The following is a 16778-nucleotide window of genomic DNA, read 5'->3' as shown; positions in this document are numbered from 1 at the left end:
TGTGCTCCTTGGGTTTCAGACGGCGGCAGCCAGGCACGCTAGTTCGCGAATCCTGCCGGGCCGGAAACCGCTCCAGTGTTCGGACCCGGCGACGACAACTGGTGCCTGCAGGTATCCAAGACTCATCACGTAGTCGCGGGCCCCGTGGTCGTCGGTGATGTCGACGAGACTGTATTTGACGTTATTTTTGTCCAATGCTTTACGCGTGGCTGTGCATTGAACGCAGGCCGGTTTGGTGTAGACCGTGATATCCATTTGAACCTCTCCTAATGTCGGCAGAATGGCTATTTGATATTCTCTATTCTAACCGTTAAGATGTTGTGGTACAACCATTCTAGCGTTATTTCTACGAATTGTGCTCGTTGTCTTTGAATGGCTGAATGAGTGCATCTAAATTGTCATTTATAGGCCCTTGTATGCGTATAGCGTGCCTGCGAATCGTGGCGCTAGTTTCGCCACGAGCTTGGTATCAATCGCTTATTCGTGACCGATACCAAGCTCGTGGATCCGCAATTATTGGCCGCTTGCAAGAAGGCGGACAACGAAGCCGCCGAGCCATTGAGCGACGTTGCTGGACACCGCATTCCCAAACCCCATGGTCTGCTCGGAACGATTGCCGGTGACCCGATAGTCGTCAGGGAAACGTTGTGCCCGAGCATGTTCACGGGGGCTGAGCATCCTGAAGCGGCAATCGTCGATGTCGATCGCGGAGGCCGCCACCAGGGCCGCCGAATCTCGAGTCGCTACCGTGTGCAGTGGCTCGTCGGTCGTCTTGGCCTTGCCCTTGCGGTAGGGGATCACCAGAGAGAGGTTGGGGCGCGCCACAACCGAGGGCACCGGGTCGTTGACGCTCTTGGTCATGTGAGCGATGCCCGCATAATCCACGCCGCCGTGGTGCTTCTGGATGAAAGCGCCCGGCGGGACGGTCAGTCCCTGGTGGCCTCCGCCGGTTCCGCCCCCCGTAGCCACCGCGGCCAGCGGGTCCTCGATCGAGCTCACGTCGGCGTGGTTGCGTAACACGGTGATCCATGGCTGGGGAGTGAACAGGCCATCGGTGTCGCGAGTCATGCGGGTCCGCAGCGGGTCGGCGGCGCTGATCGCTTCGGTGTTCCAGGAACCTCCGGCCGGCACCACCATCTGCGGTGTCACGAGAGTGTGCGGGCGGCCGTTGGCGGTGATGGCCCCGACCGGGTCGCTGATGGGCTTAATGCGGCGCGCGTCCCCGTCGTTATAGGCTCGGCGGTCAAGCACAGACGGCGGGCATATGACACCGTCGCCGATTTTGGTGGAGCGAGTAGGCATCGGGGCACCGGCCGCCGGGTAGGCGCGGTCTTCACCGAGTCGGCCGTGATTGGTAGCGATCACGGTGGGTTCGGCGAACTGGGCGATCCCGGCACGGATGCGGCGCATGGTCGCGGCCGCCAGCGGCTTGCTGCGGTCGCCGATGCGCTGGCCTAGGTCGCTCCAATCGATGGCCACAGCAGCGGGCCGCACAAACGGTTCGACAACACTGTGCCTGCACCGGGCATTGGGGCAGCGATACACGTACTGCTGGCGGTACTTTCCGATGCGGCGGCGGTCCAGACGCTTCCAGGACTGAACCGCGTGGTTGATCTCGTCGCACTGGGGGCACCAGGTCAGCGGGCGCGGCCTGATGTCGATGGTCGGCAACGACACTGCTGTGAAGACGATGTAGAGGCGATCGCGCCACTGGGGGGCGTGAGGATTTGCGTCGTCGCCGATGTGAGCCGAAGACACCGAGATGAACTGGTGATTGTAACCCAGTTTATCCATTGCGGTACACCAGATGTCGAATAATTCCCAAGAGGCCGCCTCGATCACGTTCTCGATCAGGATAATTCGATAGCGGTGTACCTCGGTGGCGCGCACCACATCCCAGAACGTTGCGCGTGTGCGGTCCAGCGCGGCCGTGGGTACGTGGCCTTCCGGCTCAAGCAGCGACAGCTGGGCGCTGGGGCGGCGGGTGCCGCCCGCGGGGGAGAGCTCGGTGCAGATCGGCGATGCCCAGAGCACATCCGTGTCAGGCAGCCTGCGCATGTCGTAGTTGGACACATCGGCGATTAGGTGATCGGCGTTGGGGAAGTTCAGCGCGTGGGTTTCGATCGCTTTCGGCCAGTGGTTGGCACCCAAAGCTAGAGTCATCCCGGCATTTTCGAGGCCGATACTGGAACCGCCGAATCCGCAGAAGATGTCGGTATAGGTAATCCCGGTAGGCAGTCCGCTGGGTTGCCAGTCGCTGTGTGTGGATGCCAGAGCCTCTTCGATTTCAGCGAGGTGTTCGGCGGATAGCTCGGGGGCGTGCAGTTTCGCCGAGCGGGATGTGGTCGAGCTGGTCATGGGGCCATTCCTTATCTGTTGGTTGTCTATAGTCTACCGCCAATGGTGGCCTATAGACAACCGCCATGGAACCACGATGTGAGAGAACGCGCGTCGAATCAGGTTGTCGCCGCGAAGAACTGGCGACAACAAGCCATCAGAGGCGGGAGGCAGTGGTAAAGACGACGGCCTTCGAACCACAACTGGTCGCTGCGGCGGAGTCGGCAAGGTATAACGCCCGGGCGGCGGCCGCGCTCTTCGGTAAGGTCCCTGTCGTCGGAGCTGGCTCAGGCTAGGCCACTGAAGAGGTCGAGTTGTTCACCGGCGGATTGCAATTGCAGCGCGCGGCGAAGTAGCCGGGTCTGCCAGGTGTCGATGGCGCGGGTCCGGGCCCAGTGGTCGTCGTCCTCCTCGTCGGTGGGGTGGTATCGGCCGCAGGGTACGGTGCGGGCATTGGTCGCTTGGTCCTGCTGGGGACAGTGGCACCAGTCGGCGATGCGTCGTTGCTCGGCGTGGGCGGCATCACGGCATTCCGTGAGTTCACGGCGGATGTCGGCGGGCAATGTGGCTGCGTAAGAGTTAATCTGGGCTTTTGTCAGGCTCACCCGTACGACTCCGCTTTGTGGCGCGGTGATTTTTCCCCGAACGGTGTTCCAACCGGTGAGCCAGTCGGGTCCACCGTCGGGTCCGCTGAAACCCCAATGGCTGTAGCAGGACTGCATCAGGTAGTCGGTTCCGGCAGGGCCAAGGAGGCACTCGCGCATCGTCCACCCACCGATGGCGAACATCAGCCACCGTTGCTCAGCGGTAAGGGGTTTAGCCATGTGTGGTGAGCCCTTTCTGCATCTATGGTTGTCTATAGACTACCATAATCGGTGGGCTATAGGCAGCCATCGAATTGACGAGAGCTCCGGTGTCCTCCACCGCCACAACGGATTTGATGCATCCTGGAATTGTCCCGGCGGTCTGCCCGACGTCGTCCGTGACCGCGAGGTGCGCGAGCGGGTCAATCGGCTCAGCAGCGTCGGCTGCGCCCACGCGCAGAGCCATCGGCGTTGATCATCTGGTAGCTGCTCCCGCGGCCCAGGCTGTAGGCTATAGGCCACCACGGGAGGGGCGGCAAGTGTCAGAAGTGGACGAAGCAAAGGTGCTTGCATCTGTCGGTGGCCGCATTCTTGAGCGGCGCACCGAATTGGGGTTGAGTCAACGTGACCTGGCTGCGGCGGCCAAGGTCGACCGCTCTTTTATGGCCCGCGTCGAACAGGGCCTGCGTAGCCCCACTGTCGTCTTCCTGGCCAAAGTTGCTTATGCGATGGGCACAACCGTCAGTTCTCTGACCCGCGACATCTGACGGCTGCCGGTCGGGCCTCCGCTGTCCTGGTCACTTTGAGCGCACACCAGCGAGTGAAGTCGTTGGTGATGTTGGCGCAGCCAGCCGTGAGTACGCGATACTGGCGGCTATGTCGTCGCTCGATGCGCTGGTGGCCGAAACAAGCCGGGCACTCAGTGCTGCGCGCGGGCTGTTCGGGTCCGCGCCTGTCGGGGGATCGTTGCCCTCGATGCAGCAGTTGGTGGTTGGTCGGCAGGGGGTAGCTCAAGTTGGCCAGGCCGCGGCAGCTGGCTGGCATGGTGGGGCAGCAGGGACCTACATGACCACCAACGCCGACCAGGTGCAGGCATTCAACACCACACTGGCCGCCGATGGTCGGGTAAGTCCAGCGCTCGGCGAAGCGGGGCGCAGCGCGGCCGAGGGGGCCCACCGCATGGACGCTCTGATCGCTCAGACTCGTGCCGGGGTTACTGCCCTGGCCCCGAGCACGCGAAGCACCGCAGGAAAGCAACAGCTGGCCAGTTACTTGCAGGGCCAGCTGGACCGAGCCAAGGGGCTGGTGCAGAACTTCCAGCAGCGAGGTGGTGAAATTGCCGGCGCCATCCAAAGCGCTGGCTATGGGACTGGTGGCGGTCACGCTAAGGATGCTCCGCCTGCGGTACCGCTGGATTCGCAGAAGTGGAAGCCCGGCGATAAGCACCATATGCCGTACGGCGCCGGCAAGGGTGGGTTGGGTCCGCCGAACTTTCCTGATTCGCCGCCGTGGGTGGATGTTTTTGACAGGACGAAGGATCCGGATCAGGTTCCGCACTATTTCGTGAGGTCTGATGAGATTCCCGGCTACAAAACGCTTCCGCCGGGGGCGCTGGGGCCCGCCACGGTGGCCGATGAGCACGGCAATCCCGATTCCTATGTCGAGCTGGGGCCGAATTCGGGGGTGTGGGTGCCGCAGTCGTCTTTTCCGGGCGCGAAGTTCTATCCGCCGGGGTGGGCTGGTGATCTGCCGCCGTACGGTTACGACGAGTACGTTCCCGGCTCGGGGATTTACATGTGGCACGGCGACTTAACTCCTGAACCGTATAGGCCGTATGGCCCTCTTGGGCCGCCCACCTTGCCGCAAGGTGGCCACTAACGGAGCACGGGCTTTTCTGCAGCGCGACGAAAAGGCCTATGGCACGGTGTGTTTGTTCAGCGCCGTCGAAACCCGGACGAGGGTCTATGCGGCCAACGGCTCCAACTTCGGCACGCGACCGGCGCGGCTGCAAACCCATCGAAATCGGTGTCACACGACCAGCGCCTAAGCGCAAGCAAGGCCTTAATGTAAGTAGAAAAGCAAGCGCTGGAAAGGCGCTCACCGTGGAGCGGTTACTGAATCATGCGATCCAATTGACTGGGATCGCAATGGATAGCGTCAAAACCGACGCTATCGACACCAGTCGACTCACCACGATCATCAACGACCTAACGAGCATGCGTGACACGATCTTGGCGAATTCTCACCACGACAGCCCATTCCTGGCAGGGCTTCTCGTGCAAGCTGTCGACGACAGACTGGCGGAGGTCCAGGACATAATGGCCGGCTCCCGCAGAGCCAGCTAACCCGTTGGACGTCGGGTGCACAGTCTGGCAAGATCGCACGTATGTTCGACTCCTGGGAACGATCGGCGGAGTTCCCGACACTATTTGCAGTGGACCGAGCGGTGCAGGTCGACGTGGGTCGGATATTTCCGGTGAGCGGCATCCGTAAAGACAAATTGCCTTTGTGGGTGAAAGCGTGCGGGCTGTTACTCGAGCCTTTGATGCCCGCCCGGCAGATCGCCTGGCTCCGCCGATCGGATGGGGGATGGGTCGCCGCGGTCGAAATGACGGCGACGAGCGCTAACCAACAGTCCAAGCTGACGATGAACCTGTGGTTGCCGTCGCATGCCGTGGCGCCGCCTCGCAGCGATACGGGGGAAGATCGAGAAAGACTGGGTCGATGAGGCGGCGCGCAGCCCGGATCTGGGCAATGTTGAGGCGCGTCGGACTCACATTCGCGCCGGCCACCCGAGTCCGGGAGCCAACTAGCTGAGGCCCAGATACTGTGTCCCAGTGGCCGTTAGGCGCGTGTACAGCAAACCGGTCTGAGTAGCGAAGTTGGCGGTGGTGATAGCCGCCTGGGGCGGGTTTAGGTGATACTGCCTGCCATGACCTCGTTGGATGAGCTGGTGGCTGCGGCTGGACGTGCGCTAAGTGATGGCCGGAGACTGTTTGGGGTGTCGCCAGTTAATGCCGGTGGATGGTCATCGGCGCCGGCGTTGGTCGCTGGCCGCCAGGGTGTGCTGGCAGTGGGCGGCGCTGCCGCTGCCGGTTGGGTCGGTGTGGCGGCCTCAACCTATGGGCGACGCAATGCGAGCGAGGTTCGTGCGCTGGGCAATACCGTTGTCGCCGATGACCGGACGGTCCCGGCCCTGACCAACGTGAGCCACGTTGCTGCCAGCGGGGCCACGAGCATGGACAACCTTATCGCCGAGACCCGCGCAGGGGTGGCGATGATCGCCCGTAGCGAGAACAGTCCGGCAGGCCGGCAAGAGCTGGCCGCTTACCTGCAGGAGCAGGTCGCGCGGGCCAAAGCGGTGTTGCAGACTTCGCAGCAAGACAGCCACGAGCTGGCAGTGTCGATCAAGAACGGTTCGGGCGGCTATCGGCGCGACGGCGTCCCCAGTGCGCCCGCCGATGGGCCGGGCACCGACGGCGACAAGGACCGCGGGGGCGCCGATGAGCTGGATAATCATGTCCGACTTGTGGATTCAAAGGGCACATCGGACTATGCCGATCAACCGCAGGTCGCCATTGATCCCAGAAACACATTTATTGGTGACCAGCGGTTTGGTTACTGGTTATGTTGGCTCAAGACATTGTCTCTTCAGAAAGTTGATCGGCTTTGGGCGATCGGGCTTATTTCGTCGTGTGGGGATCTTCTGCAGGCCTCGTTGATGCTGAGACGCGCTTTCCACGCAGCACTCGCTTAGTGTCGGACTCTGAGCAGCGGGTGGCTGATGGCTTTCCCGTTGTGGTCGACCAGGACGGGTTTCCTGTGGAAGAGATCCTTGGATTCTTCGTCGCGAGGAGTTATTCGGCTAGGAGCACTTCGGCCCAGTATGCGCGCGTGTTTGCGCGATTGTGCGATTTTTTAGAGTTTCGGGGCGCTAGGTCACTGCTCGATGCGACGCAGAAAGATTTGTCCGCTTATCGCGTTTATCGTACGCAAACCGCTGCACAGCCAATTTCTCAGTACGCGTTTCGCGTGGAGGCGACTGCGTTGCGGCAGTTCTATAGCTGGGCGGTCGAATCTGGCCGCTTGCGGCAGAGCCCGGTAAAAAAGTTCTCCAAAGTTGGGCGAGACAATCTGTCCACGAATCGGATTCGTCATTCGAAAGTTCGACACGTCGACGGTTATCTGTACGACAAGTGGCTTGAAGAGGCGGGCTGCCGGTCAGCCGGCGCATCTGTTCGGTCAGCGCGAGAACGAAATATCGCTGCCTTCAAGACGCTAGTGTCGACGGGTCTGCGGATACAAGAATTAGCGAGCTTACTCACATTGGATATCGATAACGGCCAACTGCTCAAGCATGCGATGGTTGTCGAGATGGAGTCTATTACTAAGTATGAAATTAATAGAAACGCAATTATCCCAAATTATGCGTTGACGGCGATTCGCAAGTATCGCAAACTCGAGCGTCCAAATGTAGTGCTGAGGCATCAGCGCTCCCTAGCCGGGCAACTCGACGGCTGCTTTATGGTGGAGTATTTCGATCCCGGCACCCGGCGCGTCTGGGGGCTGTGGCGAGGACGGCGCCGCCAATACCTACTGCACCAAGTTCCGGTGGAGATGCGGCTCAAGGCAGTGATCGTCAGTGCAGACCGAATCGTCGAGCCCTTGTGCCTTTTCCTTAGCGACAGCCGCGGGCTGGGGATGACCCGTTCAGGGTGGGAAGGCGTCTTCACCGCAACAAGTGAACAGCTTCTTCGCCGGTACCCAGCCGACAGACAGGTGCGCAAGGTGACGCCACACGACCTGCGACACACCTTTGCTATCAATTACCTTCGGGCTGCGCATCAGGCGCGTGCAAAGGCGCAGGGGCAGTCCACTTTTGGCGATGGACCGCCGTTGCGTGATCCCTTAATCGACCTGCAAGAACTGTTGGGGCACGCAACATCGGCTCAAACGCTGAGGTATCTGCGCTATGTCGAGGATATCGACATAGCTGTTGCCGCCGCGGCGCCTGATTCTGCCGTCGACGCGAACGACGACCGTGCCGCGGCGAAATGAGCGTCGGGCGCTGGACCGATTCGGCGCGCATCGAGCACAGTCGATAGCGGATGCGCGGGTGCCCGCGGTCGGTATTCGCCGCGTCGTGGTGCTTGATAAGTTTGGTCAAGCAAGCCTGTGCGAGATTAATCCCGACAACTATCGCTGCAAGCGGCTGGCTGCTCAGCTGGCTGATCAGTGGGCACATATGGCAACCGGATTGTCGCGATCAGCGGTATACGCCCACTGGCAAGCTTCGGACCGCTACTTAAATTTTGTTGTGGCACAGGGATATTCACACGTCAGCCTGAACGAAACCCCGGAGGCAGTCGTGACGACGTTGTCTGCGTGGTCGAAATCCTTGTTAGGCAAGTACGGTGCAACGTCGAAGGTCCCGTATCGGCTGACGAACATTGTCCAAGCACAGTTGGCTTCGGCGGTCTCCGATGGTGTCGTAACGGATGGTGTGCTGTGCGCGTTGGCGCTCGGGCCGGCGCTGATCAAGCGGCCGGTGGACCGGCCGCTTGATGAGTTCGGCAAAGCCGAGCTGCAGCGAATGGTTCTGGCGGCCCGTGCGCATATTCGGGCGTTAAGAGCCATCAGGGACTGGGCTGCGAAATTGATCGAAGCCAATGAGCACGACGGTATCACCGACATGGCGCAGCGAACTGTTGCCGAGATGCTGGCCATGGCTACATCGGGCAGTCCCGTTGTTGTCTCGGGGGCACTGGACAACACCGAGATGCTCGCGCACTTTCCGGCAGAGGCGTGGTCGCTATATCGGCCGCCAAGTGCTCTTGCGAACTCGGGGCCGTCGGCGAAGGGGTGGTGTGTGCGAGCGGTCATGCCGGCCACCGTTGATCTGACACCATTTCGCGTGCTGCTTCTGGCCACGACAGGCATTGCTGCAGATGAGATTTCGTCACTGCGGATCTCCGATATCGAGTGGCAAGCTGATGGTGTCAGGCTGCAGACGAATAAACCGCGCGCCGGGCGCTCGAAGGGGCGGTTCTTCCCGGTCTCGCAAGGCGGCGGGTGGAGCGTTTCTGGCGTGTTGGAGTCGCTGCTGGAGCATACGAGAACTGCCCGTGCTCTGGCGTCAGGGCAGATCAGCGGCGAGTTATGGCTATCGGTTAACTGGCAGCGCCCCGATGCTGAATGCCGTTATCTCCCAAGACAATTACGTCAGGCGTCGGCGACGACCAGCTTGGGATATTGGCTCCAACGAGTGGGCGGGGTGCATGAAGTCGGTGAAGTTTCCCTGCCGCATGATCTACGGAGAATCCGAAAGGCGAAGCTCAGCGAGCGCGCGATCGGCCTGCAAGGAATGTTCGCCGACATTGCCGGAGACGAGCACACGACGCGGGTTTTTTACACCCACTACGCGCACACCACGTCGTTGAAAGTGTATTCGGCCTCGGTGGTTTCACGATTTCAGCGGTCCCTCGCCGATGCGGTCACATCTGGTTTCACGGCCTTTCTGAAGCCGCGTGCGGAGGTTCCTTTGACTGCCCTCACTGAGGCGCTGCCGATTGAACTATCGCACGCCCGCAGCTTGAGATCGGGTGAGTTTGATATGGGCGTGGTTGACTGTCGCGATCCGTTTGACTCGCCGTTCACCGTCCGAGGCAAGTTGTGTGGGTCAGCGCCGCTGTCATGTTTGGTGTGCGAGAACGCCGTGGTTTTTACCGACCATCTTCCCAACGTTTTGGCGCTGGTCGAAGCGATGGACAACATCCGGAGATCAATGAATCCCGAAGAGTGGATAGCTATTTGGGGCGCTCAGTACGACGCGGCCGTGGCGCTGATCGAGTCGCTGCCCGAAAGTGTCCGCGAAGCCGCGCGTCAGCGGATGGCTCAGGCTCGTACCGACCTTCCCTCATGGTTGCAGCGAGGCGCCGAATGACTTCCGCTACCGCCGCGAATGGCGCGCGGGGCATAGACGGCAATTCGGGTGCGAACCGCCTTGTCTCCGAGTTGTACTCGGACACTGAAGAAGTGTTTCTGTCGAGGCCGGATCGGCTTGAGGGAGTGCGGTCTGCGACTTTCGGAGATCAGGTGTGGAACCCCGACGGTGTTATTCCGCGGCGGCCCAATGTTCGGCGCGGCGCGGCATGCATCACGTTCCCCAGCCATCCGGCGTGGTCGCTGAGAAGTCGTGAGGTCGCGATGGCCCTGTTGAATCCCGCGGACCCCCGACTGTTGGCTCGCTCGGTGTCGTTTGGAAGTCGCACGTTCGCCATCTTTCATGCTCAAGGCCGCGTCGTGTCGTACAAAACGGCCGCCGCATGGCAGATCCAGAAGGGCCTGCCTGACGACATCACCGCGTGGAGCCGCAAAGACTGGATCTCCATGGTGAACGCCGAAATGGCCAAGGGAGCCAAGCGCGGAACGGTGCGCAACCTGATCAACGCCGTCAGAGACTTGGTTGTGCTGTCGCCGATTCTGACCGGCGGCGGCATCGCATCCGACCCATGGAACGGCCGTCCTGCGCATGTGATCGCCAAGCAGGCCCGTGAAGGTGCCACCGAAGTGATGACACCCGACCGGTGGATCCCGCTGATCGGCGCCTGCTGGACCTACATCAGTGTCTTCGCCGATGACATCGTGGGCTTGCGGGACAGCCATCGCTGCGCGCTGCAAGAGCGGGTGCGGGGACACTGGCGACGACGCCACACATACGACAACCTGATTGAGGGATATCTGGAGTCGCCGGAGGCCGTCATACCCATGAAGAAGTGGCATGGAGACCTCGAACCCAATTGGGAACAGTTGTCCCGCCTGGTGACCGGCGATCACATAACGCGAGTTTTTCAGCTTGGCCAAGGCTCGATAGGCCAGATTCGGCGACAGACTGTTCGTGACGCGATCGCCGACGGGGACGTGCGAGCCGAGCGGATAAACGGCGCTGCCTTGGGCGCGCTCCTGAAAAGACGGGCCTCTGAGTTGGCCGGGATCCGATGCACCGCGGGCGGGCCGAGGGCCTGCGAAGCTGACAGGATCCTGCAAACCTGGATCGACGATCCCCAGAACCTGGTCGCCCTTCGCGCGGGCGGCGACGGTCGCACAGGTCAGGAAATCACCGCCGACGACATCAACTGGTCGATGATGGAATACCTGCTGTACGGCAACAAGACGAGCAAGCATTACACGTTGGGGCCCTGGAAACGAGGCTATCGCCGTCGAAATCTGATCCTTACGGCCGCGCAATCGGGCCGCACCTTCCTCGCGGATCACGGAGCGATGAGTACCCTGCGAGACTGCGTCGACTTCGCCTTGGTAGAGCAACCCGATGGCCGCCACGTGCCGTGGCGCGAATCGATGTCTGACTACGAAGCCCGGTGCGAGCTTCGCGCGCTCCGAGCGGCCTGCTACGTCTTCATCGCCGCGATGACGATGATGCGCGATAGCGAACTTCAAGCCATCAAGCGCGGATCGATCACGACGCACTACGGCGTGCAAGCGATCAAATCCAGCACCTACAAGGGTCGGCGAGCCGAAACGACGGCGCACTGGTGGATTGTCGAGGAGGCCGCAACGGCGATCCGCGTGCTCGAACGACTCAGCGCCCATCCAGAATACCTATTCGCGAAGTTCGTTAACGGGCCTCACGAAGATGCCGAACCCGGCATCCGACCCGCTCATGAACTCGAGTTCCTGCTGGAGCACTTCGCGGCCACCGGAGAGCGCAGCGGACTGGCGCCGATCCCGCATGGCTCGCCGATCACGTCACGGGCGTTGCGGCGCACCACCGCGTGCATCGGCCGCGAACTCGGCGGTAACGAACTCGCTATGAGTCAGCAACTCAAGCATGTCATCAGCTACGGCTACTCCAACGTCACCGCCGACTACATGGCACCCGACCCGGCGTGGTCAAACCTGCTTGATACCAACAGGTCTGAAGAGAATCACGCACATATGATCGACATGATCAAGCAAGCGCGGCAAAGCAACCATCCGCTGGCCGGGCGCGGCGGTGCACGCCTCACCGACGCCATCGTCGACGAATCCACGTCCACCGCGGCATCGAGTAGCCCAGAGCTACTAATCTCCGACTCGCAGCTCGCGGTCCTGCTGAAGAAAATCGCTCCCGTAATCCGGTTCGGACCCGCTAACGCATGTCTGTACGACGAGGAGACTGCACTGTGCCGACGCACCGCCGCGCGCGACACCCAAGGGCCACTACTGGGCTTGTGCCAGCCCACGCGCTGCCCGAACTCGGTTGTCGGCCCCGAACACCTGCCTGTCTGGATCGGCGAACTTCAAATGCTGAAGTCCACAATCGCCGACAATCGGCTCAGCCCCCCACGGCTGCAATCACTTTCCGAACGGCTCGCTGAGGTCGAGCAGGTCCTCCACAGTGCGAATGTTGATGCTGACCGTGAACAGCGATGAGTAGCCGCGACAACATCCGCTCAGCCATGGAACGGCTGCTCTCGGGAGCACCTCAATTCACGGATGGACGGCTGACACGGACGAACCTCGCGCTAGAAGCCGGCATCGGCCGCGCCACCCTGTACCGCCAACCTGATCTCATCGCGGAGTGGACCCGCAAAGTCGCACAAGCAGATGCTCACGAGCTGCCGACGTCCAGCGAAGCAGCCGTTGCGCGGCTGACACGACAACTCGCTGACGAAAGAGACAGGCGCACCGACGCAGAACGCGTCGCCCAGGGGCTCGCGCTGGTCGTCGCAGAACTGTACCGACAGTTAGAGGATCGCGACGGGCGCGGCGCCGATCGCGTTGTCGCAATCGCCAGGCAGCGGGATCAACGACCGCACCGATAACTATGTTGAGGACTTTTCGTCGATATCCGAAACAGGAACGCACGGGGGATCGCACTGCTACTGAACCGGCGAAGTGCCTTGTACGCCAAAGAGCTTGGTGGATTCCCCCCTCGAACAGAAATGGCATAGCTGGTGGCATGTGGAGTGCGCGGTGTGCGGCCGGGAGGGGGCCATGGTGACGGATAGGGGGGCGAGCGCTGGTCGGGCGGTTGACCCCCAGCTAACTGCTAGTCGACCTTGCGTGGGAGCATGCGCTGCCTGTGGTCAGCGCGTTGATCTGGCTAAACGTGCAGTGCCGGCTGCCCTCGATCGCGGTGTAGTACGTTCACGGCGAACTCGCTTGCTCGTGCGGTATTTCGTGTGGGAAAGGTGACCCGTCGAGAGCGTGCCCGTGGAGCGGTGTTCGTCGGCTTAGGACTGAACCGTTACTTGCCTCATGTCGGCAGCCGGGTTCCGCAAGAAGGGCACCAGGTGATCGGGCTTCCGAGCAACGCTTCGATGGAGGACAAATCGTCGTGATGCAGCGTGCATATCTGGCGGGCCAGATGGATCCGGATGGTGTCAATGATGAACTGTGCCCGCTCAACAGGTGTGGCGCCGTAGCCGTCGTCATCAATGGTGCCGTGAGCGATGATGTCGCCCTGTTCGAGTTCTTTTTGCCCGTATTGGGGTGTGCCGTCGCTATGGGTGCCGGCGAGCGTGCGGACGAAGCGGCCGCTGGGCCGAACGTCGAGTTCGATGCGCCACTCGCCGTGGCGCTCGCGGAAGTAGAAGTTGTGCCCGTCCACATCTCCGTCCCACTGCTCCGGGAACAAGCCGCCATGGCTACCCACGGTGACCCCCTGTTGCCCCGCTAGCCAGGTCTGCAGGCCAGCTTCAGCGGCCCGTTCGTCGGCCGTGATCTGTTGGCCCTCAGGGGATTCCCAAAAGGCTTGGATGTTGTTGCGCCATTGCTCCCAGGTGCGGCGTCGATCCTGGCGGGTGCGGGCACAGGTGCAGGCGAATCCGTAGTCGTGCAGATCGGTTTCGGGTAGCCGTGGGTGACACCCGCACCGGCAGCGCTCGCCGCTGTCGACGTAGCGCCAGACGGTGAGCGCATCAAGGGCCACGTCGGCGAGCACCTCGGGTTCAGGGGCGCCCTGCAGGTCGAACACCGTCGCCAGGTGGTCGCGGTAGCGCCGCCGCGCCTCGGTGCGGGCACGCTCGAGCTGCTCCCGGTACTCGGCGGCCCCGGGAGTGGTGGAGAAGTCGGTGACATAGAGCTCCTCGGGTTCCTGATCCATGCCGTCGAGGATGTCATGAGCGCGGTGTCGTGTCGCACGAATTTTATGCAGCAGGCGACGTGGGTGCGTCAGGGAACTCTCGCGTAGGGCCCGAGTGGGAAGTGCTGATCTGGTTGCGCGGCAAGGCCAATCAGCGGACGTGGGAAAACCAAGTTGACTATGAGCCCGGCGGGGTGCGATTCTGTTCGGCTGCCCTTTTCCCGGAAATGACGAATGAGGCGATGAACCTAACGAACGACGAACTGACCGATGTGACCACCGAGCAGGCCGACGGCGCTGACGCCCATCGCCGACCCATCACCGACGTCCACGGGTGGCTCGACGGCCTTGAGTATAGTGCGCGGCCCGCGCTGCGCGCCCTGGGTGAGCTGCTCCTCGGCGTCACCGAACGCGACCGCGCCGAGCCGGCCGAGAGCGCCGAGCGGTTCACCGCCCGCTGCCTGGGGGTGGCGGACTGCGGGCACCTGGTCGATGAGGAACGCGACCTTAACCCGGTGTCGCGGTTCACCTTCGCGCTGGCGCTGGCCGAATGGATCCAGGAGCACACCCACGCTTGCGAGATCGGTCCGGGCGAGGACACCAGCCCGCCCAAGTGGACCCAAACCGAGATCGGCGACCAACGCTACCGCCACCCGCTCAGTGTGCGGGTGCACTTTCCCGCCGGAACGCTGCTAGCCGACACCGGCTGTGTCATCGCCCTCCAGGGGCGCCAAAGCATCCTGCAATCGGCCGAAGTGAGCGCCTACGTGACGCCGGAGCACCAGGACCGCGCCCGCGCGGTGCTCGACCGCCTCGCCGACCGCGCCAACAAACTCAACCCGTACCGAGGCCGCGCGGTGCGCGCCACCCACACCGCCGGGCTCACCTTGACCGTCATCGATTTGCCCTCGACCGCAACGCGGGACAACGTCATCGTCGCCGACCAGGTGTGGGCCGAAGTGGATCTGAGTGTCAGCGCCGTGCGCGACCGCCACGACCTGCTCAACACCCACAGCCTCGGTGCCCGGCGTGGTGTGCTGCTCTGCGGTCCGCCCGGTACCGGCAAGTCAGCCGTGTGCGCGGTCGTGGCCCGCGAGGTCGTCGGGGAATTCACCGTCATCTACGTCGAGGCCAAAGCCGGCACCCAACTGCTGGGCGCCGTCGTGGAGGAAGCCCAGCACCTCGGCGGCCCGATCCTGCTCATCCTTGAGGACGTCGACCTGTGGTGCCGGGACCGCAGCACCGGCGATGCAGGGTTGTCGGAGTTGTTGGGGGCCATGGACATCGGACCGGATGCCCGCATCCTGACACTGGCCTCCACCAACGACGCCGCCACCCTGGACAAGGCCGCCATCCGCACCGGGCGCTTTGACTCCATCGTCGAAGTCAGCTACCCCAACCAGACCGACGCTGCCCGCATCCTGGCAGCACTGATCCACGACCTGCCCGGTAGCCAGACGGTGGACACCGCGGCGGTGACGGCCGCCCTGCCTGCGAACACCAGCGGCAGCGACATCCGCGAAATCGTGCGCCGCGCCGTCCTGGCTGGCGACGGCGGTGACGGCGGACACGTCACTACGGCAACGCTTCTGGCCGAGGTAGGCAGCGGACGCTACCGCCCAACGATTCCGGAAGGGATGTACCTCTAGATGAGCAAGGACAACGACATCCCCGAACTCACCCACACGCAGAAGACACCTGGGCAGCCCGAGACATCCGACCTGAGCGAAATATCCGCCCGCGTGCGCGACGACAGCGCGACACGGGAAGACACACACTGCGCGCTCACGCACCTGCGACCGGATGACATCGACCAGGACACGCTGCTCAACTCCCTGCACATGCCGCCCGACGCTGGCCCGTATGCCGCAGCGCTGGACCGGATCCTACGCAGAATCCCCGACGGCTGGGGGCGTTGGATCAGCCACGACGCGGGCTGGTATCCGATCGTGGCCACTCTCGACGACCGCCTCACCGCGATCGACCCCGACTACGTCGCACACCAAGTCAAAGAGAAATTCGGCACCCTGCGCTACTACTGCGCACCCAGCGAGCCGAGCACCGAACTGCGGGAGGCGTTCTGCGACATCATCGGCGAAGCCGAACGCATGTCCGCCGTTACGTGCGAACGATGCGGTGAACCCGGTGTGGCGCAACGGCGCGGCCACTGGCGCAAAACGCTCTGCGCGTCATGTGCTGAAAAGCTCCACTACACCTCGATCCCACCGCGCAACGACCGCTAGGGGCTCGCTACCGGTTCGGTTAATTTCGTTGAAATCTCGCGCGCCGTCGCGATGCTAGGGCCCAGGACCGCCAGCGCCGACTCCGATGTCAGCCGAAGCGTTCGGCAGCAATCCCTAAGGCATGGAATAGCGCGATGGCGACAACCAGCACAACGGGGCCCAAAGCACGGGGCGAAAGGTTTGCTCTCGAGACCGCCTTGTACGCGACATCGGCCCACGCGGAGAACGCCGACAGGCATGTCGCCTACGCACCGGACTTGAGGAAATGGCGATGACTGATGATGAATTGATGGGGGTATGGAAACGGGCGGCAAGCCAAAACGCTTGCCGATATCGGTAAATGATAGTAGAGCCGACTCTGTCGCTCCTGCTGTGACCGACAAGATTCCGGAGAGCCGACATCGTGTGTCAATATCGGCTGGCGATCGGACCTGAGCACGAATCTATTTCGATAGGGCGATCCGCGCGGAAGCGCGGGGAGGCTGCCTTTGGTGAGGGGATCTGTGCAAGCCAAACGGTGGCAAGGGA

14 protein-coding genes are annotated in these 16778 nt (G+C 62.3%); 10 read left to right on the top strand and 4 right to left on the bottom strand.

The features are described from left to right. Window positions 1-15 precede the first annotated feature (15 nt). From nrdH to MJO58_RS28030, 3 genes are all read right to left on the bottom strand, one after another. Window positions 16-255 carry a glutaredoxin-like protein NrdH gene (gene nrdH, locus MJO58_RS28040; protein ID WP_061559537.1) on the bottom strand — a complete coding sequence of 80 codons (240 nt, stop codon included), beginning with the start codon at window positions 253-255 and terminating at the stop codon, window positions 16-18. Between the two features lie 258 nt (window positions 256-513). Further along, the gene (locus MJO58_RS28035) at window positions 514-2358 is read right to left on the bottom strand and encodes a DNA cytosine methyltransferase (RefSeq protein ID WP_061559536.1); all 1845 of its coding nucleotides are present in this window, start codon (window positions 2356-2358) and stop codon (window positions 514-516) included. A gap of 266 nt (window positions 2359-2624) precedes the next feature. After that, window positions 2625-3161 carry a hypothetical protein gene (locus MJO58_RS28030; RefSeq protein ID WP_139043416.1) on the bottom strand — a complete coding sequence of 179 codons (537 nt, stop codon included), beginning with the start codon at window positions 3159-3161 and terminating at the stop codon, window positions 2625-2627. Window positions 3162-3460: 299 nt separating this feature from the next. On the opposite strand from MJO58_RS28030, the gene MJO58_RS28025 reads away from it, so the two are divergent. From MJO58_RS28025 to MJO58_RS27990, 8 genes are all read left to right on the top strand, one after another. Next, window positions 3461-3688, top strand: a complete 228-nt coding sequence (locus tag MJO58_RS28025) for a helix-turn-helix domain-containing protein (RefSeq protein WP_061559533.1) — start codon at window positions 3461-3463, stop codon at window positions 3686-3688. A 109-nt stretch (window positions 3689-3797) separates the two neighbouring features. Beyond that, the gene (locus MJO58_RS28020; protein WP_061559532.1) at window positions 3798-4799 is read left to right on the top strand and encodes a DUF4226 domain-containing protein; all 1002 of its coding nucleotides are present in this window, start codon (window positions 3798-3800) and stop codon (window positions 4797-4799) included. A gap of 508 nt (window positions 4800-5307) precedes the next feature. Further along, on the top strand, window positions 5308-5649 hold the full coding sequence (locus tag MJO58_RS28015) for a hypothetical protein (RefSeq protein ID WP_061559529.1): 342 nt from the start codon (window positions 5308-5310) through the stop codon (window positions 5647-5649). Between the two features lie 204 nt (window positions 5650-5853). Next, on the top strand, window positions 5854-6678 hold the full coding sequence (locus MJO58_RS28010; protein WP_082811612.1) for a DUF4226 domain-containing protein: 825 nt from the start codon (window positions 5854-5856) through the stop codon (window positions 6676-6678). Next, window positions 6678-7979, top strand: a complete 1302-nt coding sequence (locus MJO58_RS28005) for a tyrosine-type recombinase/integrase (protein ID WP_239723508.1) — start codon at window positions 6678-6680, stop codon at window positions 7977-7979. The genes MJO58_RS28010 and MJO58_RS28005 overlap by 1 nt, the downstream gene beginning before the upstream one ends. A gap of 58 nt (window positions 7980-8037) precedes the next feature. Then, on the top strand, window positions 8038-9864 hold the full coding sequence (locus tag MJO58_RS28000) for a site-specific integrase (RefSeq protein WP_232232271.1): 1827 nt from the start codon (window positions 8038-8040) through the stop codon (window positions 9862-9864). Continuing rightward, window positions 9840-12353, top strand: coding sequence for an integrase (locus tag MJO58_RS27995; protein ID WP_239723510.1), 2514 nt, complete (start codon window positions 9840-9842; stop codon window positions 12351-12353). Before MJO58_RS28000 ends, MJO58_RS27995 begins: the two co-directional genes overlap by 25 nt. Beyond that, window positions 12350-12745 carry a hypothetical protein gene (locus MJO58_RS27990; RefSeq protein ID WP_036474258.1) on the top strand — a complete coding sequence of 132 codons (396 nt, stop codon included), beginning with the start codon at window positions 12350-12352 and terminating at the stop codon, window positions 12743-12745. The genes MJO58_RS27995 and MJO58_RS27990 overlap by 4 nt, the downstream gene beginning before the upstream one ends. Before the next feature lie 434 nt (window positions 12746-13179). Here MJO58_RS27990 and MJO58_RS27985 read toward each other — a convergent pair whose 3' ends face one another. After that, entirely contained in the window at window positions 13180-14028 is an 849-nt protein-coding gene (locus tag MJO58_RS27985; protein ID WP_036474260.1) for a hypothetical protein, read from the bottom strand. A gap of 221 nt (window positions 14029-14249) precedes the next feature. On the opposite strand from MJO58_RS27985, the gene MJO58_RS27980 reads away from it, so the two are divergent. Further along, entirely contained in the window at window positions 14250-15656 is a 1407-nt protein-coding gene (locus tag MJO58_RS27980; protein WP_036474292.1) for an AAA family ATPase, read from the top strand. Next, window positions 15657-16250, top strand: coding sequence for a hypothetical protein (locus MJO58_RS27975; protein ID WP_051641739.1), 594 nt, complete (start codon window positions 15657-15659; stop codon window positions 16248-16250). The last annotated feature ends 528 nt before the right edge of the window (window positions 16251-16778 follow it).

Source organism: Mycobacterium lentiflavum (genome assembly GCF_022374895.2).
Classification (GTDB): Bacteria; Actinomycetota; Actinomycetes; order Mycobacteriales; family Mycobacteriaceae; genus Mycobacterium; species Mycobacterium lentiflavum.
Note: the sequence above shows the minus strand (reverse complement) of the source record. Positions and strands in the feature narration are given on the sequence as shown.